The organism is Tenacibaculum sp. AHE14PA (assembly GCF_019278465.1).
In the GTDB taxonomy this organism is placed as follows: domain Bacteria; phylum Bacteroidota; class Bacteroidia; order Flavobacteriales; family Flavobacteriaceae; genus Polaribacter; species Polaribacter bernardetii.
The window spans coordinates 162,718-182,935 of the sequence record NZ_CP058983.1; the positions used below are offsets into that span (position 1 = coordinate 162,718).

At 29.7% G+C, this 20,218-nt stretch carries 18 protein-coding genes; 5 read left to right on the plus strand and 13 right to left on the minus strand.

The genetic code is table 11. From position 1 onward, the window contains the following. Positions 1-93: 93 nt before the first annotated feature. Complete coding sequence (locus H0I30_RS00740; protein ID WP_218772407.1) at positions 94-507, minus strand: hypothetical protein; 414 nt, start codon at positions 505-507, stop codon at positions 94-96. 80 nt (positions 508-587) lie between these two features. Then, on the minus strand, positions 588-1,982 hold the full coding sequence (gene mnmE / locus H0I30_RS00745) for a tRNA uridine-5-carboxymethylaminomethyl(34) synthesis GTPase MnmE (RefSeq protein ID WP_218772408.1): 1,395 nt from the start codon (positions 1,980-1,982) through the stop codon (positions 588-590). Positions 1,983-2,397: 415 nt separating this feature from the next. Here mnmE and H0I30_RS00750 point away from each other — a divergent pair, with 415 nt between their 5' ends. Next, positions 2,398-2,709 (plus strand): OmpA family protein, encoded by a 312-nt coding sequence (locus H0I30_RS00750; RefSeq protein WP_218772409.1) that lies wholly within the window; start codon positions 2,398-2,400, stop codon positions 2,707-2,709. A gap of 62 nt (positions 2,710-2,771) precedes the next feature. Here the strand turns inward: H0I30_RS00750 and H0I30_RS00755 are convergent, their stop codons facing one another. From H0I30_RS00755 to H0I30_RS00770, 4 genes are all read right to left on the minus strand, one after another. Further along, the gene (locus H0I30_RS00755; RefSeq protein ID WP_255555869.1) at positions 2,772-3,236 is read right to left on the minus strand and encodes a CAP domain-containing protein; all 465 of its coding nucleotides are present in this window, start codon (positions 3,234-3,236) and stop codon (positions 2,772-2,774) included. A 487-nt stretch (positions 3,237-3,723) separates the two neighbouring features. Continuing rightward, complete coding sequence (locus tag H0I30_RS00760; RefSeq protein WP_218772411.1) at positions 3,724-4,218, minus strand: CAP domain-containing protein; 495 nt, start codon at positions 4,216-4,218, stop codon at positions 3,724-3,726. Positions 4,219-4,326: 108 nt separating this feature from the next. Then, a complete protein-coding gene (locus H0I30_RS00765; protein ID WP_218772412.1) occupies positions 4,327-4,764 on the minus strand; it encodes a DUF4268 domain-containing protein in 438 nt (145 codons plus the stop codon). Beyond that, positions 4,764-5,345 (minus strand): tRNA-(ms[2]io[6]A)-hydroxylase, encoded by a 582-nt coding sequence (locus H0I30_RS00770; RefSeq protein ID WP_218772413.1) that lies wholly within the window; start codon positions 5,343-5,345, stop codon positions 4,764-4,766. Before H0I30_RS00770 ends, H0I30_RS00765 begins: the two co-directional genes overlap by 1 nt. Positions 5,346-5,520: 175 nt before the next feature. Here H0I30_RS00770 and H0I30_RS00775 point away from each other — a divergent pair, with 175 nt between their 5' ends. The 4 genes from H0I30_RS00775 to H0I30_RS00790 all read left to right on the plus strand — a co-directional run bounded on the left by H0I30_RS00775 (position 5,521) and on the right by H0I30_RS00790 (position 13,117). Beyond that, on the plus strand, positions 5,521-11,016 hold the full coding sequence (locus H0I30_RS00775) for an alpha-2-macroglobulin (RefSeq protein WP_218772414.1): 5,496 nt from the start codon (positions 5,521-5,523) through the stop codon (positions 11,014-11,016). An 83-nt stretch (positions 11,017-11,099) separates the two neighbouring features. Then, positions 11,100-11,315 (plus strand): FUSC family protein, encoded by a 216-nt coding sequence (locus H0I30_RS00780; RefSeq protein ID WP_218772415.1) that lies wholly within the window; start codon positions 11,100-11,102, stop codon positions 11,313-11,315. Continuing rightward, on the plus strand, positions 11,316-12,767 hold the full coding sequence (locus H0I30_RS00785; RefSeq protein WP_218772416.1) for an NAD(P)/FAD-dependent oxidoreductase: 1,452 nt from the start codon (positions 11,316-11,318) through the stop codon (positions 12,765-12,767). Between the two features lie 125 nt (positions 12,768-12,892). Beyond that, positions 12,893-13,117 (plus strand): hypothetical protein, encoded by a 225-nt coding sequence (locus tag H0I30_RS00790; protein ID WP_218772417.1) that lies wholly within the window; start codon positions 12,893-12,895, stop codon positions 13,115-13,117. A 59-nt stretch (positions 13,118-13,176) separates the two neighbouring features. On the opposite strand, the gene H0I30_RS00795 is transcribed toward H0I30_RS00790, so the two are convergent. The 7 genes from H0I30_RS00795 to H0I30_RS00825 form a co-directional block, all read right to left on the minus strand. Beyond that, positions 13,177-13,959, minus strand: coding sequence for an alpha/beta fold hydrolase (locus tag H0I30_RS00795; protein ID WP_218773444.1), 783 nt, complete (start codon positions 13,957-13,959; stop codon positions 13,177-13,179). Between the two features lie 253 nt (positions 13,960-14,212). After that, positions 14,213-14,884, minus strand: a complete 672-nt coding sequence (locus H0I30_RS00800; RefSeq protein ID WP_218772418.1) for a hypothetical protein — start codon at positions 14,882-14,884, stop codon at positions 14,213-14,215. A 4-nt stretch (positions 14,885-14,888) separates the two neighbouring features. Further along, positions 14,889-16,634 (minus strand): PASTA domain-containing protein, encoded by a 1,746-nt coding sequence (locus H0I30_RS00805; protein ID WP_218772419.1) that lies wholly within the window; start codon positions 16,632-16,634, stop codon positions 14,889-14,891. A gap of 2 nt (positions 16,635-16,636) precedes the next feature. After that, positions 16,637-17,344 (minus strand): hypothetical protein, encoded by a 708-nt coding sequence (locus H0I30_RS00810; protein ID WP_218772420.1) that lies wholly within the window; start codon positions 17,342-17,344, stop codon positions 16,637-16,639. A 12-nt stretch (positions 17,345-17,356) separates the two neighbouring features. Continuing rightward, complete coding sequence (locus H0I30_RS00815; RefSeq protein WP_218772421.1) at positions 17,357-18,760, minus strand: hypothetical protein; 1,404 nt, start codon at positions 18,758-18,760, stop codon at positions 17,357-17,359. A 14-nt stretch (positions 18,761-18,774) separates the two neighbouring features. After that, positions 18,775-19,254 (minus strand): hypothetical protein, encoded by a 480-nt coding sequence (locus H0I30_RS00820; protein ID WP_218772422.1) that lies wholly within the window; start codon positions 19,252-19,254, stop codon positions 18,775-18,777. A gap of 17 nt (positions 19,255-19,271) precedes the next feature. Next, entirely contained in the window at positions 19,272-20,213 is a 942-nt protein-coding gene (locus H0I30_RS00825) for a hypothetical protein (protein WP_218772423.1), read from the minus strand. Positions 20,214-20,218: the final 5 nt, after the last annotated feature.

Sequence of the window (20,218 nt, forward strand, 5' to 3'; positions counted from 1 at the left end):
AACAATTAGATAATGGTATTTATAAGAATACCGAATACAAGAAATTATCCTAATGATAAAATCATAGGACAATACAGTTTATTGTTTTAAAAATTAAATTAAGTACGTCTCGTCTAATTTAAATAACTCTTTTGTGACGAGTGGTGGTTTGTATGTTTTAAAAGGAGAAATGTTATTATTAAACCCTTTAAAAAGGTTAATGTATGTATATAAAAAAGAAGTAATAAATTGCTGTTGCTCAAAGCTAAGAGAGTTAAAAGATGCTTGTAAGTTATCTTTACCTTCAAAAGCAATTTGTTTATCGTTACAACAATTTTTCTTTGTAATAGAGCATTCTTTAATAGGTGCTTTTTGCATTTTCATTCCGCATGTTTTTGCTTTGCGAAATAATGCAGTATCGACTAAAGTATCGCCACAAAAGTGCATATCTATAGTAAACGACATTGTAGATAGTAAGACTACCAAAGCCATTAAAAAAGATATTGTTTTATGGAGAATTTTTTTCATATGAATAACAAAGATACTAAACGTTTAGTAAATAGTATATTAATAAAAATGTAAAGGTAAATAGTGAAAAAATATAGTTGCTATTTCCCAATACAGAAGTTACCAAATATATGCCCTAAAATATCTTTGTCGACATCATACTCACCTGTTATGTTACCTAAATGACGCAAGCATTCACGAATATCTATAGAAAATAAATCGGTAGAAATTTCTAAATCGATTCCTTGTTGCACAGAAGTAATAGCGGTTAAAGCATTATTTAAAGCTTCGAAATGACGGGAGTTGGTAACAATAGTTTCATTATTACTCAAGGCTCCTGTATTAACTAAAGAAGTTAATTCTGTCTTTAACTCATCAATGCCTGTTTTTTGTTTAGCAGAAAGTAAAATTAGGTTTTCAATTTCTGATTGTAGAACAGCAGAGTCATGACAAGACAAGGTGTCAATTTTATTTGCAATTACTAATAGACGTTTGTTAGGAAAACGTTTTTGTATTGTTTCTATTTCTTGCAAAAATTCTTCACTAGCATGAGAAAATTTATTAGAATCGATTAAAAAGATAATCAATTGTGCATTTTCTGCTTTTTCGTATGCTTTTTTAATACCGATGTTTTCAACAATATCTTCAGTTTCTCTAATTCCTGCAGTATCTATAAAACGAAAAGCAACACCGTCTATAATTAATTCGTCTTCAATAGCATCACGCGTAGTACCAGCAATATCAGATACAATGGCTTTTTCTTCGTTTAAAAGTGTGTTTAGTAAAGTTGATTTACCAACATTAGGTTCTCCTATAATTGCAACGGGAATTCCGTTTTTCATAGCATTACCAAAAGCAAAAGAATCGATTAATCGCTTTAAAACAAAAGTGATTTTAGCAACTAATTGCTTAAATTTGGTTCTATCAGCAAATTCAACATCTTCACCAGAAAAATCTAATTCTAGTTCTATTAAAGCAGCAAAATCTAATAATTGTACACGTAGTTCTTTTAATTCATTGGTAATTCCGCCACGCATTTGCTGAATAGCCATTAGATGACTTGCAGCAGAGTTTGATGCAATTACATCTGCTACAGCTTCCGCTTGCGATAAATCCATTTTTCCGTTTAAGAAAGCACGCATTGTAAACTCACCATTATCTGCCATTCTACAGCCATTTTTTAAAAATAACTGAATGATTTCTTGCTGAATAAAAACAGATCCGTGGCACGAAATTTCTACTACATTTTCACCAGTATAAGAACGTGGGTTTTTAAAAACAGAGACTAAAACTTCATCTAAGACAGTTGTATTATTAACAATTTGGCCTAAATGAATGGTATGTGTTTTCTGATTCAATAATGACTTTTTATTGGTTACAGATTTAAAAAAACTATCGACAATAGTAATAGCATTTTCTCCTGATAGTCTAATAACAGCAATAGCTCCAACACCAGATGGAGTTGCCATAGCAATAATTGTATCGTTTTGAATCATATTACAAAATTACCGATTAACAATTAAAATATATCATTTATTGGAGAGGATTTTTTTTCCTATAACGCCTAAGGGGAAAATCCCCTATTTTGGTTTTTAGTTTTATAAGAATAAAAATATACATTACTTTTGATAAAACTATTTTAAGAACATAAAAATGGTAAGCCTCTAAGAATAATACTATCCCTAAATAGTTTTTTATTCTTTCCTCTAAAAACTTAGTAATGTATAATAGCGCAATTTATTGTGTTATATGTAGTATACATAACCCTTTATTGTATTTCCCTTTATTCCCAATTGTAGAAATTAACTTGGTAATTCAACTTCCAGGGTTAAAATTTTAGATTATTAAAAATAAAAATTATTGGAAAAATTATTGCTTTTTTATGTATCTGTGTATGTTTTTTTTTAATTAATGTACAAGATTCAAATTCTTCAGAGCTTAAGGTTAAAAATTGTAAAACTGAACTTAAAGCTAAAAAAAATAGAAGCACATACAGATAGTAGAGGTAGTGATAGATATAATGAAGTATTATCTGATAAACGCGCAAAAGCAGCAAGAGATCATATTATTTCGTGCGCCATTACTTCTAATAGAATACAAAGCGCTATTGGTTACGGAGAAAAAAATATAGTTAATAAATGTAAAAATGATATAACTTGTACAGAAGAGGAACATCAGAAGATTATGCGCTCGAAGTTTATCATATTAAACAACTTTAAATAAAAAAAATAATCCCTAAGTTTAAAAATTAAAACTTAGGGATTATTAATTAATATACAAACAAATTATTTTTTCACGAAAATGTTAGTAAAATACCATTTTCCATCAGTATTTTTCTCTGCGGTAACCTCAAAGTGTGTATAATCACCTTCTATATTTTTTTTGTGACTTTCACTATCTAGCCAGGCTTTTACTACAGATTCAGCATAACAGTATCCATAAGCAACATTTTCACCTACACCTTTTGCATCGGTATTTTGAATTAAAAAATTCATGCGTTTTTGAAAAAATTTATGTGAAATCTCATTATTATCTACCATATAATTAGTATGGTCAGTAGTTTGACTTTTTATAATCTTTAATTTACTCAAAAGAGAATAACCATTTAAAACTCTGTAGTCATTAATTAGGTTTAAAATATCTAATTCAATTGGTTTTTCGACAAAAGAGATAGGTATTTCAGAATTGTTTTCTAATTTTTCGATATCATTGTTTGAAGTGCATGATGTTAAAAAAAGTGTATAGAACACTATTAATAACTTTAGGTAGGTTTTATTCATTTCTCAGGGGGGTTAGAGGGTTAATAAATACTTCTCTAAATTAATTAAAATTATTGAAAAATAAAAGCTAAACACCTGAATATAAGTATAAAGGGTGTTTTTCCTGAGTTGAATAGGCTGTTATGTTAAATATTCTTATTCGTAAAAAAATGAATAATCTTGTTTTCTAATTAAAGGTCTAAAGAAAAATTTAATGAAGGTATTTTTGGTTCAGACATTTAGAATTATAATAATTTTTATATTATCTAATGTAAAACTATAGTGATAAGTTAATTGAAGTAAAAGTTACTTAAGAATAATTAGTAAATAAGTGTATGAGTGATGTAGAATGTTCGGAAGAATAACATTCAGAAAACAGAGGTTCGAAGTTCATCATATTAAACAACTTTAAATAAAAAAAATAATCCCTAAGTTTAAAAATTAAAACTAAGGGATTAATAATTAATATACAAACAAGTTATTTTTTTACGAAAATGTTAGTAAAATACCATTTTCCATCAGTATTTTTCTCTGCGGTAATCTCAAAGTGTGTATAATCGCCTTCTATATTTTTTTTGTGACCATCGCTCTTTAACCATGCGTTAACTACAGATTCGGCAGAAGAATATCCATAAGCAACATTTTCACCAACACTTGTAGCATTGGTATTTTTGTTTAAAAAATCTTTACGTTGATAAAAAAGATCATGAGAGATCTTATCATTATCTATCATATAATTAGTATGACTACTTGTTTGGGTTTTAATTACTTCTAACTTATTTAAAAGTGAGTAACCATTTGCAACCCTATAATCATTAACAAGGTTTAAGATATTTAATTCGATAGTTTTTTCAGTAAAAGTGATAGCTGTTTCAGAATTGTTTTCAGCTAGTTCGATTTCGTTGTTTGAAGAACAAGAAGTTATAATTAGTGAACATAACACTATTAATAACCTTAGGTGATGGTTATACATTACTTAGGGGGTTTAGGGGTTTAATACAAACACTGCAAATTTACACTAAATCAATAAAAATAAAAATTTAAATTACTGATTATGAGTATAAAGGGTATTTTTCCTATGCTAAATAGCTTGTCTTATAAAGTCTTCGTATTCATAAAAAAATAATTCAAATTGATTCATTTTTTCTACATAAAACTCAAAACAATCTCTCCAAGTATCTTTATTGTGTATGCTAAATTTTTTATCAAAAGGAACATATATACGACGGATAATTTTTCGATTATCTAATTCGAAATTATCGTGATAAATTACTTCTGGTAAATATTCTGTTTCTAAAATGGTTTTTAACGATAATAATTGATCGTATAATAACTCGTTAGCAACTTCATCTAAATGTTCAAAATCTAAACAAACAGACGCTTTTTTTCGATCTGCCTGAAATTTAAAAGCAAATCCTTTTATTTTAGTGTTATATAACAGCCATTTTCTTGGGAATGATTTTCCGAAGCTTGTCCAAAATTCTTTACGTAATTGTGCTGATTCTTCTTTACTAAACATTACCCGTGTATTTTAGCGCTATTACCGCGATTTCTCATCATTTCAGCTTCAAAAGCAACCAAAGCTTCCCATTTTTCATCAACAATATTTCTGTCTTGATATTTACGCGCAAAACCTAAAAAAACAGTATAATGATTGGCTTCAGAAATCATTAATTCTTTGTAGAACTTAGCCAACTCTTCATCTTCCATATTTTCAGAAAAAACTTTAAAACGCTCACAGCTTCTTGCTTCAATTAAAGCGGCAATTAATAAGCGTTGTACAAGTGCGTTGGTTCTGTCTTTTGTTTTTGTAAAGAATTTTTGTAGTTGAATAGCATAATCGTTTTTTTGCTCTCTTCCTAAAACCATTCCGCGTTTTACCATAAAATCATGAACCATTTTAAAATGTTCCATTTCTTCAATAGCAATTTCACTCATACTTTGTACAAGTTCGGTTTCTTCAGAATAATTTATAATTATAGAAACAGCGTTTGAAGCCGCTTTTTGCTCTAAAAAAGCATGATCTGTTAATATTTGCTGTAAGTTATCTTTAGCAATATCAGCCCAAGAGGTTTTAGTTTCGAATTGTAATCCTAACATAATCTAAATTCATTTTTCGTTTGCAAAACTAACGATTATTAAATTTAAGTAAGTATTAGTACTCTTTTTTTTACTTAAAATAAGTACTGTTTTATTATTTAGGTATTTGATTATTAAAAAAGGAATAGAAATATATAAAAATGTTAACTTTGAGGGATTTCAAAAATATTTTGCTATGAAAAAAAATATAAAACTAATTATTTTAGTTTTACTGGTGTTTATTGGTAATGCTTGTAAGAAAAATACAAATAAAGAAAGCGATGTAAACGCTTACAATGAGTATGTTACTGTTTTTCCAGAAAAACTAATTTCTGTTACTCCAAAACTCGATTTTCTTTTAAAAAAGCATATAAAAGATGCCAGGGTTACTAATGATTTAATTACAATTACACCAAATATTAAAGGATCGGTAACATTAAATAATAATGTGGTTTCCTTTGTGCCGAATGAAAAATTAGAAAGCAATAAAGAATATAAAATAACACTTCATTTATCAAAGTTATATGATGATATTGATGTTGCTTTAAAAGATTTTAGCGTCGAAGTAAAAACAAAAGAGTTGTTTTTTAATGTGGCTTTACAATCGCCAACAGTATATAGTAAAGATTGGTATTTTGTAGAAGGAGTTTTAACGGCAAGTGATGTTGTTGAAAAAGAAAAATTATCAGAAATAGTAAAGATAAATTATAAAGGGAGCAAAGCAAAAGTAAAGTTTCAAACCTTCGAGAAATTAGCTTCTAAAGTATATTTTAAAATAGATAGTTTACAACGATTTGTTGAAGATGAAAACTTAAAAGTATCTTGGATTGGTGATGCTATAAAATCTACTTCAAAAGGAGAGCGAGAGATAACAATTACAGGAAAAAATAATTTTAAAGTTTTAAATGTAGAAGTAGCCAATACCGATAAACAACGAATAGAGATTAGTTTTTCTGACCCAATAAAAAAATCACAAGATTTAAAAGGTTTAATTCAGTTTGCAGATACTCAAAAAAGAAAATTCACCTATAAAATCACCAACAATATAGTAACTATTTATCCGCAATCATCTTTTAAGGATAAGGTAAATATCGAAATATTTAAAGGAATAAAAAATGCCGAAAACTATGTTTTAAAAAAATCATATAGTAAAACATTACATTTTCAGCAATTAAAACCTTCGGTAAGCTTTATTAAAAGCGGAACGATATTACCAAATTCAAAAAATCTTAAAATCAATTTTAATGCAGTTAATTTAAAAGCTGTTGATGTAACGGTATTTAAAATTTATAAAGAAAATGTATTACAGTTTTTACAAAATAATAATTTAGGCAACCAAGGTAATTTGCGCTATGTTGGGCGTCCTGAAGCTAAATACACGGTAAACCTTACGAATCAGGGAGTGGATTTAACTAAAGAAAACGCTTTTGCGATAGATTTGGCTGAAGTTTTAACAATTGAAGACGGAGCAATGTATCGAGTTGATTTTTCTTTCAACCAAAAATATTCTAATTATTCATGTGATGAAACTACTAATAATAGTACAATAGTTTATGGTAAAAAAGAAATAGATACCAAACAGTACGACAATCCTAATTACTATAATAACGACTATTATAGTTATCGATGGAATGAAAGAGATAATCCATGCTCAACTTCTTACTATTATAATAAAAATAAAAGCACCAATATTTTAGCTACAAATTTAGGAGCAATTGTAAAAAAAGGGAATAACAACACAACTTTTATTGCGGTAACTAATTTAGTAACAACCGAAGCGGTTTCTGATGCTAACGTAACGCTATATAATTTACAACAACAACCTATTGTAAATGTAAAAACAGATAAAGATGGAATTGCTAATTTCGAAGGAATTAAAAATGCTTTTTTTGCCGTAGTTATCAAAGATAAAAACACAACTTACATTAAATTGAATGATGGAAACGCACTTTCTATGAGTAAGTTTGATGTTTCTGGAACAAAATTACAAAAAGGAATTAAAGGATATATTTATGGCGAACGTGGTGTTTGGAGACCAGGCGATCAATTATTTTTAACTTTTGTGTTTAATGACAATGCAAATCCAATACCAGAAAACCACCCTATTAAATTTGAGTTGTTAAATCCGCAAGGAAAAATTATAGAAAGAAAAGTACTTTTTAAGAATACGAATAATGTGTATGCTTATGCTCCAAAAACGAATCAAGATGCAATTACCGGAAATTGGAAATTAAGAGTAAGCGTTGGTGGTGCCGTTTTTAATAAAACACTTAAAATAGAAACAATAAAACCAAATCGTTTAAAGATAAAATTAAAAACAGCAGCAGACTTTATAAAAGCCAATACACCAATTGAAGGAGATGTGGATGTAAAATGGTTACACGGAGCAATTGCTAGAGATTTGAAATTAGACATTAATGGGAAATTTACGCAATCGAAAACCGAATTTTCAAAATTCAAAAACTATAATTTTGATGATGTTACGCGTAGGTTTGGTACAGAAGAATTTAAAGTATTAAAAGGAACTTTAAATAACGAAGGAAAAACAAGCTTCTCTGTAAAGCCAATGTTAGATAAAAAAGCTCCTGGAATGCTAAAAGCTAGTTTTATAACTAAAGTATATGAAAACGGAGGTGATTTTAGTACCGATGTTTTTTCTAAAAAAGTATCTCCATATAAAACTTATGTAGGGTTATTAAATGCAGCTGAACAACAATCTAAAAATTATTTGTTTACAGATGAGAAATACACCTTTAATGTAGCAACAGTTACTGAAAACGGAGTAGGAGTAGCAAATGATTTAGAAGTAAAAGTATATAAATTATCATGGCGTTGGTGGTGGAGCACTGCTGATAACGGACTTTCTAATTACGATGGTACGCGCCATCATCAAACGTATAAAACACTACAAGTAAAAACAAACGCTAGTGGTAAAGGTTCGTTCGATTTAAAAATAAGTGAAAATGATTGGGGACGTTACCTTATAAAAGTAACCGATAAGAAAAGTAAACACATTACTTCTAATATTGCTTATTTCGATTGGCCATCTTGGTACGGAAAGAAAAAAGGAAGTCAAGATAAAACGAATGCCACGATGTTGGTTTTTACTACAGATAAAGAATCGTATGAAGTAAATGAAACAGCTACGGTAAAATTCCCTTCTTCTGAAGTAGCAAGAGCTTTAATTACAATTGAAAACGGAACCGAAGTATTAAATCACTTTTGGGTAACAACAACAGCAAAACAAACGGAATTTAAATTCCCAGTATTGGCTAATTATACACCCAACGTATTTGTAAATATTTCGTTATTACAAAAACACAGTCAAACAGCAAACGATTTACCAATTCGTATGTACGGTTCTATACCCATGTTGGTAAACGATCCTGCAACGAAATTAGCACCTGAAATTCAGTTAGCAGACGAGTTAAGACCTGAATCAATTGCTAATATTAAAGTAAAAGAGAAAAACGGAAAAGCAATGACCTATACAATTGCTTTGGTTGATGATGGATTGTTAGATTTAACACGTTTTAAAACTCCAAATCCTTGGAATACCTTTTACGCACGTCAATCATTAGGTGTAAAAACTTGGGATGTTTTTGATGATGTAATTGGCGCCTATGGCGGAAAAGTAAACCAAATATTAAGTATTGGTGGTGATGAAGCCGAAGCTGGAAGTAAAAATAAAAAAGCCAATCGTTTTAAACCGATGGTAACCTATTTAGGACCGTTTAACTTAGCAAAAGGAGCTACAAAAGAGCATCAAATTAAAATACCTAAATATGTTGGTTCTGTAAGAGCGATGGTGGTAGCAACGGATGCTAAAAATGATGCCTACGGTAGTGATGAAAAAACTGCTTTTGTACGCAAACCCGTAATGATTTTAGCATCATTACCACGTAAGATTACACCACAGGAAACCGTTACACTTCCTGTAACTGTATTTGCGATGTTACCTTCAGTAAAAAAGGTGAAAGTTACAGTACAACCAAACGAATCGTTTACAATTGTAGGCGATAAGACTCAAACTTTATCATTTAATGAACCAGATGAAAAGATGGCTTATTTCACCTTAAAAGTAAATGATTTTAAAGGAATAGGTAAAGTAAAGATTGATGCCGTTTCTGGTCGTGAAAAAGCATCCTACGAAGTAGAAATAGATGTTTTAAATCCGAATCCTGTAACCACAGAAGTAAAAGATTTAGTGTTAAAATCAAACGAAAAAAAGTTGCTTAATTTTAACAGCTTTGGCACAAAAGGTACTAATACAGCAAGTATCGAATTATCTACATTGCCACCAATGAACTTTACCAAACGTATGGGATATTTAATTCAATATCCACACGGTTGTGTAGAACAAACAACTTCTAGTGCTTTTCCGCAGTTATATTTAGCAGAAATTTTTGAATTATCCGAAGAAAAAAAACAAGATATAGAGCGAAATATAAAAGCTACAATTCAGCGTTTATCTGATTTTCAGGTATCAAATGGCGGATTGTCTTATTGGCAAGGAAACGGTAGTGCAAACAGTTGGGGAACTTCATATGCAGGTCATTTTATGATTGAAGCAGCTAAAAAAGGATATGCTTTACCAATAGGGTTTAAATCGAAATGGATAGGTTACCAAAAACAACAAGCACGTAATTGGCGAAATAATTCAACCTATTATAACAATGCCTTATCACAAGCATACAGATTGTATACATTAAGTTTGGCAAACAGTGCAGATATCGCTTCAATGAATCGTTTACGAGAAACAAAAGGAATATCTAGCGAAGCAAAAATGCGATTGGCAAGTGCCTATGCATTAATTGGTAAACAGTCGATAGCCCAAGGAATTTTAAATGGTTTAACAGCGAATGATTATAGTAAAAGGCGCTATTCTAATTACGGATCTGAAACTCGTAATAAAGCCATGGCATTAGCTACTTATACATTATTAAAGGAAGAAACAAAAGCTATTAAATTGGCAAAAGAAATCGCTGAAAGTTTATCTAGCAATAAATGGATGAGTACACAAACAACTGCTTATAGTTTATTAGCGATGAGTAAATATGCGCTTCAAAATGGTGGAAGTACAGGGGTTAATGCGAGTTATACTTTAAATGAAAACTCAAAAAATATTGAAATATCAAAAGCATTGTATGCTGAGGATATTGAAGATATTAATAAAGAAAACACTTTTAAAGTAACGAATAAAAATAGCGGAGTACTTTATGTACGTATTTTTAATAAAGGAATTTTACCTGTCGGAGAAGAAAAAGTATTTCAGAATAATTTAGAAACAACAATTATTTATAAAACAAAGGATGGTAATCGTATAAGGCCTGATAATTTATCGCAAGGAAAAAATTTTGTAGCAGAAGTTACAGTGAAAAATACTACGAATGATAACGTAGAAAACTTAGCATTAACACAGTTTATTCCTTCAGGTTGGGAAATTATAAATACTCGTTTTACTGACTTCGGAAACAACACAACATCCTCTCAAGTAGATTTTACAGATATTCGTGATGCTAGTATTAGTAACTATTTTACACTTAAAAAGTATGAGAGTAAAACGTTTAGAGTGCTGTTAAATGCATCGTATTTAGGAACCTATTATTTACCAGGCGTGCAAGTAGAGGCTATGTATGATAATGATTATATAGCCAGAACAAAAGGCGAATGGATTAAAGTAGTGAAGTAGAGATTATATATAATTTGAGAAATGAAACTGATAGGACATAGAAGTATAATTAAGGCTTCTATACAAATTAAAATACTCAAAATATGAAAGAAAAAGAGCCATCAGAATTCACAGCTAAAGAATTTTTAGAAGGAGGTAAGAAGTTAAAACATAATTTAATAATCAATGCAGCACTTATTGGTTTTTTAATAGGTATAATAATTTATAGCGTAATAAAAAATAGCGTAGGGTTTTTAACGTTAATTCCGTTATTATTAGCTTATAAATTAATTAAGAATTCCCTGAAAAATAAAAAATAATTGAAAGCGGATAAAAATACTACATCAAGTTTTACGATTTGTAAAGAATGCCAAGGGTTTGGTAAAAGAAACAAAAGAATACGTAAAAATGTAAAACTTCGTTATCAAACAGCATCAGCTGCTTATGAAAAAACAGATAAGCAAGGAGCCTCGCCTGTTCGACCTAAGGCTGTGCAATATTCTTGTTTAAAATGTAAAGGCTCAGGATTATTAGAAGCTGATAAGCATCCTATAGCAGATACAGAAAATTATCCTCACTTAGCTATAATTGGCGGCGGTATTGGTGGCGTGGCACTTGCTGTGGCGTGTTTGCATCGTCAAATTCCGTTTACACTTTATGAACGAGATGATAGTTTTAATTCAAGATCACAAGGTTACGGACTTACGCTACAACAAGCGAGTAATGCTATTAAAGGATTGGGTATTTTTAAGTTGAAAGAAGGCGTTGTTTCAACAAAGCATGTGGTTCATAATCCCGAAGGAAAAGTTATCGGAGAATGGGGAATGAGAAAATGGATGGATTCTGAAGTTAAAACTTCCCCAAAACGAACAAATGTGCATATAGCACGACAATCTTTACGGTTTGAATTATTAGAGCAATTAGGAGATCATAAATCTGTAAAATGGGGACATCAATTAATTAATTTTAATGATTCTGATGATGAATTTATTGAATTGAGTTTTAAAGTTGATGGAAAAATAAAAAAAACAAAGGCAGATTTAGTAATTGGTGCTGACGGAATTCGTAGTTCGGTTCGTAAGCTTTTAATAGGTGATGATATTACGCCGCTGCGTTACTTAGGTTGTATTGTAATATTAGGTATTTGTCCTTTAAAAGATATTAAAAATATTGATAGCTCTTTGTTAGATTCTGCTACTGTATTTCAAACAGCGAATGGTAATGAACGAATTTATATGATGCCATTTACATCAGAAGCTATTATGTGGCAACTTAGTTTTCCGATGTCAGAAGAAGCTGCAAAACAATTAAGCAAAAAAGGACCCAAAGCACTTAAAGAAGAAGCTTGTCGCAGAACTCCGTGGCATAATCCTATTCCACAAATTTTAGAAGCTACTGATGAAAGTAATATTTCGGGATATCCGGTGTATGATAGAGAATTATTAAAACCAGATTTATTATCCGAAGAAAAAAAAGTAACACTAATTGGTGATGCAGCACATCCTATGAGTCCGTTTAAAGGGCAAGGAGCGAATCAGGCTTTATTAGATGCCTTGGCATTGGCTAGAGGAATATCTAAAGGATGTAGGCCTTTATCAGAATGGAGAAAAATTGGAATTAGAGAAAGCGTATTAACAGCTTTTGAAACAGAAATGTTGGTGCGTAGTGCACCAAAAGTAAAAGGGTCTGCAGAGGCTGTAAAATTTTTACATTCAGATGCTGTACTTCAAGAAGCAAATGAACCGAGAGGTCGTCCTTTAAATAGAAAATAACACAAGTATTATTGTGATTAAAGAGGTTTTTAGTTTTTGAGTTAATAGTAATCCTCACTAAATAAAAGAAGAAGAACGATACGAGGTAATTCTATTCAACTATATTGCATTCATAAACTATTATTATGAAATTAAATTTATTGTCTTGTGATGCTCAAAGGCCAGATAAAAGAGCAATAGCTAATTGTATTGCTGAGGTATCATTTAATATTGATGCGTCTTTAGCAAATGAACTTACAAGTATTCTTTTAGAAGGAGATGCAGTTGATATTGAAATTGAAGATAAAAATTCAGGTTCTGCTTTAAGAATTTTACGAAAACTAAATATAGATTACGAAATTTTAGATTAAACTGTTGTACAAGTCGAAAAGGTCTTCAATTCATTTTTAACTACCAGTTTGAATAACTTTTAAGATATCGAATTTATATATGTGATCGTTTTTTTATTAAAAACTGTAGCACGTTCTACATTAACCACATGACCACATTCTTTTAGAACAACCAAAGAAGAATTTACATGTTTTTCAACCACATTTTTTATAGAAGGTAAAAATAAATGATCTTCGTCACCCATAATATATAGCGTAGGTATTTTTAGATCTTTCATTCTAAATAATCGCAATAACGGATTAATTTCTGATGTTAATTTAAACCAACGTAAAAACTCTTTTTGATATAGTTTTTTTGCTTCGTTAACGAATAATAAGCGAGAATTTTTGTGATTTTTTTTAGGCATTATTATAAAAGCAAAAAGCTTATATAACAACATATATGGTACAATTGATTTAAATAAATTACCTACAAAAATTAAAAAACGAGAGCGTAAATTAAATTTAATAATGGCGCCTCCCATAATCATACTACTCACTAAACTAGGTTTCTTTTCAGCTAAATTTCGTATTAAAATTGTACCCAAAGAAATACCTACAAAATGCGATTTTTTTATTTTTAGATAATCAATAACTTCTAAAATATCTTCTGTAATAGCATCAAAAGTATATTTTTTATTAAAAGTAGACTTTATAACAGATTTACTATCTCCGTGGCCACGTAAATCTAAAATTAAAACATTAAAGTGTTTTTTAAAATCACGAAGTTGTTTGTACCAAATAGCACTACTACCACCAGCACCATGTACAAATGTTACCCATTGGGTAGAAACAGCATGTTCGTAAGAATAGTAGTTTAACAAACCTTTAATTTTTTTTAATCCGAGCAAAAATAATTTAATTTATCAACTTTATTTGTTAAAATTTTTAACTAATTAATAAAAATGAATAAAAAGATGTACAATTTTAAAATAGTAACAACTAATAAGTAGGGTTTTAGGCTTAATTTAATTAGCGCAACTAAATATAATTATTTTTAAAATATGAAATAATAGGTATAAAAAATATTTTATTTTTTATACCTATTATATACAATTCTTATATAAAAATATTTTTTTATATACTCAAAACAATAACATCCTCGGCACGTATTACTTGAGTACTACCAGGAATATAAGTAGGCTTTTGTTCAGAAAAAGTCGATTCATTTTTTAACTCACTTTCTTTTGTGTTTTCACCAAAAGCATAATTTAAATTGTATTCACTTAATAGAGTTTTTATTTCACCAAAAGTTCTCTTTTCATTTGTTGTTTTCCCTTCGTTGTCTGTAATCGTTTTTTCTATTAGGTTAGGTAAAAAACGAATAATTTGAGTATCAGTAGGAGGAACAGGAACAATATCAAATTGAATTTCTGCACTTGCATTTAAATTCATATTGTATTTATTCGTATTTGTTGCATTTACAGGAGTAGCATACATTTTAGTACGAAAAGCTTGTCTGCCATTTAAAATACTAGACGATTGTTGTGATAAGGATAAAGATATTTTAGCTTTTGCAGTGGTTTTTGGAATCGTGTAAAATGTAGGTTGATAACCTATTTCACGCAATAATTTTAAAGAAGCTTCAGAATTATCTGGATTTGTATTGTAAATTTCTAAGGTTTGTCTTAAAGAACCTTTATCTAATGCTGCTTGTGCTTCGCCAACGCCTTCGCCAATTGAAGCAATAAAATCTCCTAAAGGTGCAGCAAAAGCATCTTTTAAATAATCATTTGAATTGTTTGACATGGTTTTAGTTTTTTAATGGTTTTGCAAAAATTACAATCACTTCTTGTCCTTGAATTAATTCTGATTCTGCTCCTGGTATTTGTTTAATTGCTTGTCCTTCTATAAAATTTGGATTATCAGTTGGCTGGTAAATAACGTCTAATTTTAATCCGTAATTTGTAATGATTTTTCTAGCAGCTGTTTCTGTAAGACCAATAATATTTGGAACATTATTTTGATATTTTACACTTGTTGTATTCGGAACAACATCAATACTAATATTGCTAATTGCAGCGGCATTTATATCTTTAGCAGATTCAAAATCAACCAAACCAAATAATGTTCCTTCTGGACCTTTTTCTATAGTAGCCTTTAAGTTTAAAGAAATGTTTGCCATTTTAAATCTGGACGTATCCATTTCCGCATCCGCTACAGCAATGTCATTTATAATACTACTATATACTTTTTTAGCATCTAATTTATTCGGGTTTTCAGCATCAACAAAACTTTGTATTTCTGTTACTTTAGTTTGTAGTTTTGTGATTTCACTTTCTTTTACGGAAGTGTTTTGAGCAAGTGCGACAATTTCACTGTTTTTTTCAGAAACAATTTGTTGTGATGTTTTTACTTTTTCAACTAAATCATCAATAGAATTTTGCTGTGTTTGTAAGGCGTTTTTTGTTTTTTCAACTTCAAAAATAATTGCTTTATTTTCTTGTTCAAGTTTGTTTTTTGTTTGTTGTAAATTTTTAACTTCGTTTGTTTTTTCTAATAAAAACTCTTTAAGTTTATTAATTTCAATAGAGTCATTTTTTAATTTAGATAACGCTTCTTTAAGAAGGTTTATTTCTTGATTTTTCTCTTCTAAATACTGCTGAAGAACAATTGTTTTTTCTTCATATTCCGTTACTGATTTTTTTAATTCTGCAATACGAACAGTTAATTCATCATTTATTATTGAAGAAGATTTTAAAATTTCTAATTGTTCTTGTAAAATTGAAACCTGTTCGTCTTGCTTGTTTAGTTTTTCTAATAATTGTTCAATTTCATTGGTTTTATCTTCCAATTTTTTTAAAAGTTGGTTAAATTCTTCTGAATTATCATCTTTAGAAGAGTAATTCAACTGTTCTTTTAAATTAGTAATTTCATTAAGACTATTTTCTAAAGATTGTTTTAATAAAGCTTCTGTTTCTTCATGTTCATTTAAATGCGCATTAAATTCTTTAAGTTGAATACTAAATTTTTCATTGATTTTTTTAAAATTAATTTCTTGTAGCTTGGTTAATGAAGTAAGGCTTTTATTTTCTTCTTGTAACTTAAAAAACTCTTTTTGAAAATGATGTAAGTAAATAGGAGAAGCGATAATAGTACTCGCACCTCTTTTAGTGATTAAAGAATCATCCAAAAGCCATAATTTATTAAAGTCAATTACTATTTCTAAATTTTCTTCATCAAAAAATAAAGATGGTGCTTCTGAAAGAATTAGTGTTTCTTGCTCATTAGATTTTACAATTCTAAACATAGGTAAACTACCTTCACTCATACAATCACGTACAAGTCGGGTAATAACTTCTTCTTTAGCAAGTCTTACTGGAATTTCATAAGCATGCGATAGTAGTCCTTTTTTGGTTTCAATTCCCATCACAAGTTTTTCCCATTTTCTGTTTTTAATATCTAAAAATTCAATATCTATTGAATAGGATTTTAAAGAGGTATTATTAGCAGCTAATAAGTCACATTTAAAAAGTAAAGAGCGGTATTTAGTAGCCATAATTAGTGTTTTTGAATTGAAATTTTAGTAAAAACTGTACCTATATTGATATCTATTTGTATGGTGTTTTTAGCATCATAATCTGTAGTATCTATTTGAATTGTATTTATTGCAAGTCCGTTAACATCGGTAGTAACCTCTCCTTGTTTTACAAAGTTGGTATTGTGGTTTAAAACACTGTTTGTATTTAATAAAATAGTTTTATCTCTATTATAATTAAACTCTACTAAAGCACCTGGAATTTTTTCACCAGCAGAATTAAAAACAGCCACTTCAATATCATAAATATTTGAAATATTGGTTTGTTTAGGAATTGCCTCAATAATTAATTGAGGTAAACCGTCATTAGGCATAACGGCTACAAAACGACCAGAAATACTACTTGTTATTTTATCAGTTTCAGCTGTGCTACTTGTTTTACTTACCGGACGATACGTCATCATTGGAGCAGGAGAGTATGGCATTTCTGCCATTGCATATTTTCCATAACCACTACTTTGGTCGTAAGTTCCGCCTGTTGTTGAAGAAGTCTCTAATTCGGTTTCTACTTGTAAGGTGAAATCTAAATAAGGTAAGGTATATAATGTATTAGGACGACCATATTCATCATAAGGAGCAGCATTACGAAGTTGATGTTGCGCTTCATTTAAACTCTCTGATATTCCGAGTAATATTTCTTTTAAGGTGATGGATGTGTTTTGTGTGCTCATTTGGTATGTAAATTATAATGAAAATGGATCTTTTTTTGATGCTGATTTCTTTTTAGTAGGAAGTTCATCTGCAAATTCTTTGATTTTTTTTGCAGCAGAAAAAATTTCTGAGACATTGATAGTATCAAAGCCTTTAGATTCTTTTTCTTCCTTTTTTGTGAAAATTTTATCTAAAGAATTTAAAGTCATTAAAACATCTTGTTTCTTTTCAGGTTTTTTTAATTGATTTGTTTTAGTAAGTAAGTTGTCAACGGTTTTAACTGTTTTGTTTGTTTTTTCTAAATGTTTTTTCGTGTTGTTGTAAAAGTTGTTTACTTTATTTAAGTTTTCACTCAAAGCATTTGTGTCTTTGATATCACTTTTTATTGTTGGTAACGTGTTTTTAAATCCGTTTTCTTTTTGTTGCGCTATAGTTTTAATAAATGCTGTTCTTTTTGAATCTATTTTATTAAAAGTAACTTGTGTCTTTTTAGCAGTTTTAATAATTTTACTAGCTGTTTCAGTGATGGTAGAAAAAGTTTTATTTTCTAAAACATCTTTTTTATTACCAGTTGTTTTTTCTTTTTTATCAAGAGTATCAGAAAGCAAACTACTTATTTTATGTAAGCCTTGAGAAGCATCATGAGTTATAGTAATTACTTTTTTAATTGTTTTAGAGGCAGTATCTATTGTGTTCGTTGTTTTTTTTATTCCTTCGGATACTTTTGTTTTTCTTTTGTTAATTTGAACAAGCTCATCAGAGAATTTTGTGATGTTTTTATCTACTTCTTTACTTATTTTAGAAGTAGTATTTAATATGTTGTTTATTTTTTTTAACTCTTTTGACGTTTTTGTTTTCTTGCTGTTTATTTGTAAAAATTTTTCAGGAAGTGTCGTTATATTTTTAGCTATTTTTTTTGCTTTTTCAAAATTTTTAAGAACAGTTTTGGGTTGTTGTTTTTTGATAAACTGTTTTTCTATATTTTTCTTTTTAGGAAGTAAACTAGGAATTTTATTTTGTGTTTTTCTAGTAGTATCTACACTAAAAAAGTTTTTCCCTTTTTTATTCCAATTGATGTTTTCTTGAGTGCTACTTTTTCTTTTTTTAAGAAGTTTATTTTTCTTTTCTTCTTCTTTTTTAGCGTCTTTTCTTTTTTGATAAACAGATTTTATCTCACTATCATATTGTTTCTTGGAAGAAGAATGCTCTGCTGTTTTACCAGTAAGAGCATTCATATTTTGTTCTAGTTCTTTTTGCTCCTCTAATAAGCTTTTTAAATTAATATTAGATGCAGCAATATCGTCTAATGATTGTTCATCATTAGTAACATTAGGTTGTATTAAATCAGATAGAGAGAAGTCTTCGTTTTCTTCTTCCTTTACTTGTTTTTTAGTAGTAACCTCTTGTTTTAAAAGCTGTTTCCAATGTTTAGCCATTTTAAGGAGTTTTTTTAAATTAAATCATTTCTTTTGTCTTCTAGTTCAGCTGCTATCATCGCACGTAAACGTTGTTCAAATACAGGCGGATTTGGTACAGCTACTAGCTTTGTTCGTAGCATGGAACTACCTTCTGCTGAGTATTGATATTTTTGTGAATAACTAGCAGAAACAGAAGCACTCACTGCAACAAAACCAACACTAGCACCAGCACTTACAGAAACTGAAGCACCAAACTCTTTGGTTTGACTCATAGAAACAGACATTTTCATCTCTAGAACAGTATCTACATATTGATAAAATGTAGGTGTAAAACCAAGGGAAAGCAAACTATATTCTTCGCCTCCCATATCCACTTTTGTATCTACCAACTCTTTCGCCAACTCCATAGATACTTTATCTAAGGCGCGTTGTGCTTGAGCGATTCCGACACCAAGTGTTTTTACCATTTCTGGTAAAGGTGCATTTAAAATTTCTCTAGTAATACTTCCCATTTTAATGTGGTATTAATTTAAGATTCAGCTTCTTGTCGCGCAATTTCCATTTGTTGTTGGATACGTTCTTCTAAAATTGCTGGTGGTGGAATAGGAACTAATTTTGTTTGCAGTATGCTAGAACCTTCTGCTGAATAACTATATTTTTGAGAAAAACCAGCATTTACCTGTGTAGTTGTTACTGTTTTATTTGCTTTTAATCCTTTACGCCAACTAAAACCGATACTTCTATCTTTACTTTCTGATTTACTATCAACCGAAAAAGAAGAAGATCCTTCTCTGGTAAATTTGATAGAAATACTAACACGTATCATCGTATCTACAAACTGATAAAATGTAGGAGAAAATCCTAATTCTAACATAGATAAACGTTGTGGTAACATTACTTCACGTGTACCTAAACCTGGTTTAACCATTTTTCTACCAGGAACTGGTGTTGGAGGAGCAGTTGAAGTCGCTGGTACACCGTCTAATAAAGTATATACCTCGCCAATATACTTATACCATTTAATAGAATTAATATTGGTTTGATCTCTATAATATACTTCTGTGTTTCTTTGGTCATCAGGCGTAAATATTACGGTTTTATCGGATACAGCAGGAAGCTTATTTACATCTACAACTTCTTTGTCGTAACCAGCTTCGGTGTCATTACCAAGTTTAGCATCGATAGCTGCTCTATATGCTTGGTCAGTATTAGAGTTATACAATTCTACAGCATCTCTTAATTGTACCTTTTCTTTACCAAAGAATACACGACTATCTTTAAAATTTATAAATTCTTCTCCATTCAATTCTTCTTTTACAGCTTTAAGTCCGCCCATCATTTCAGCAACCTCAATAGAGTTAGAGTCTAATGCCATTTGTGCTTCGGCTATAGAAAAAGCCATTTGTCGAATCATGTCGCCCATCGGAACGTCCAATAATTCTTGTCCTATACTAGGATTTTTTCTAAACATATTTT

Excerpts from the sequence above, each read along its gene's own strand:
- H0I30_RS00770 (WP_218772413.1), bottom strand. The coding sequence starts at position 5,345 with ATGTTAGGATTACAATTCGAAACTAAAACCTCTTGGGCTGATATTGCT.
- H0I30_RS00780 (WP_218772415.1), top strand. The coding sequence starts at position 11,100 with ATGAAAGAAAAAGAGCCATCAGAATTCACAGCTAAAGAATTTTTAGAA.
- H0I30_RS00800 (WP_218772418.1), bottom strand. The coding sequence starts at position 14,884 with ATGTCAAACAATTCAAATGATTATTTAAAAGATGCTTTTGCTGCACCT.
- H0I30_RS00790 (WP_218772417.1), top strand. The coding sequence starts at position 12,893 with ATGAAATTAAATTTATTGTCTTGTGATGCTCAAAGGCCAGATAAAAGA.
- H0I30_RS00825 (WP_218772423.1), bottom strand. The coding sequence starts at position 20,213 with ATGTTTAGAAAAAATCCTAGTATAGGACAAGAATTATTGGACGTTCCG.
- H0I30_RS00765 (WP_218772412.1), bottom strand. The coding sequence starts at position 4,764 with ATGTTTAGTAAAGAAGAATCAGCACAATTACGTAAAGAATTTTGGACA.
- H0I30_RS00760 (WP_218772411.1), bottom strand. The coding sequence starts at position 4,218 with ATGTATAACCATCACCTAAGGTTATTAATAGTGTTATGTTCACTAATT.
- H0I30_RS00775 (WP_218772414.1), top strand. The coding sequence starts at position 5,521 with ATGAAAAAAAATATAAAACTAATTATTTTAGTTTTACTGGTGTTTATT.
- H0I30_RS00750 (WP_218772409.1), top strand. The coding sequence starts at position 2,398 with ATGTACAAGATTCAAATTCTTCAGAGCTTAAGGTTAAAAATTGTAAAA.
- H0I30_RS00740 (WP_218772407.1), bottom strand. The coding sequence starts at position 507 with ATGAAAAAAATTCTCCATAAAACAATATCTTTTTTAATGGCTTTGGTA.
- mnmE (WP_218772408.1), bottom strand. The coding sequence starts at position 1,982 with ATGATTCAAAACGATACAATTATTGCTATGGCAACTCCATCTGGTGTT.
- H0I30_RS00810 (WP_218772420.1), bottom strand. The coding sequence starts at position 17,344 with ATGAGCACACAAAACACATCCATCACCTTAAAAGAAATATTACTCGGA.
- H0I30_RS00805 (WP_218772419.1), bottom strand. The coding sequence starts at position 16,634 with ATGGCTACTAAATACCGCTCTTTACTTTTTAAATGTGACTTATTAGCT.
- H0I30_RS00815 (WP_218772421.1), bottom strand. The coding sequence starts at position 18,760 with ATGGCTAAACATTGGAAACAGCTTTTAAAACAAGAGGTTACTACTAAA.
- H0I30_RS00820 (WP_218772422.1), bottom strand. The coding sequence starts at position 19,254 with ATGGGAAGTATTACTAGAGAAATTTTAAATGCACCTTTACCAGAAATG.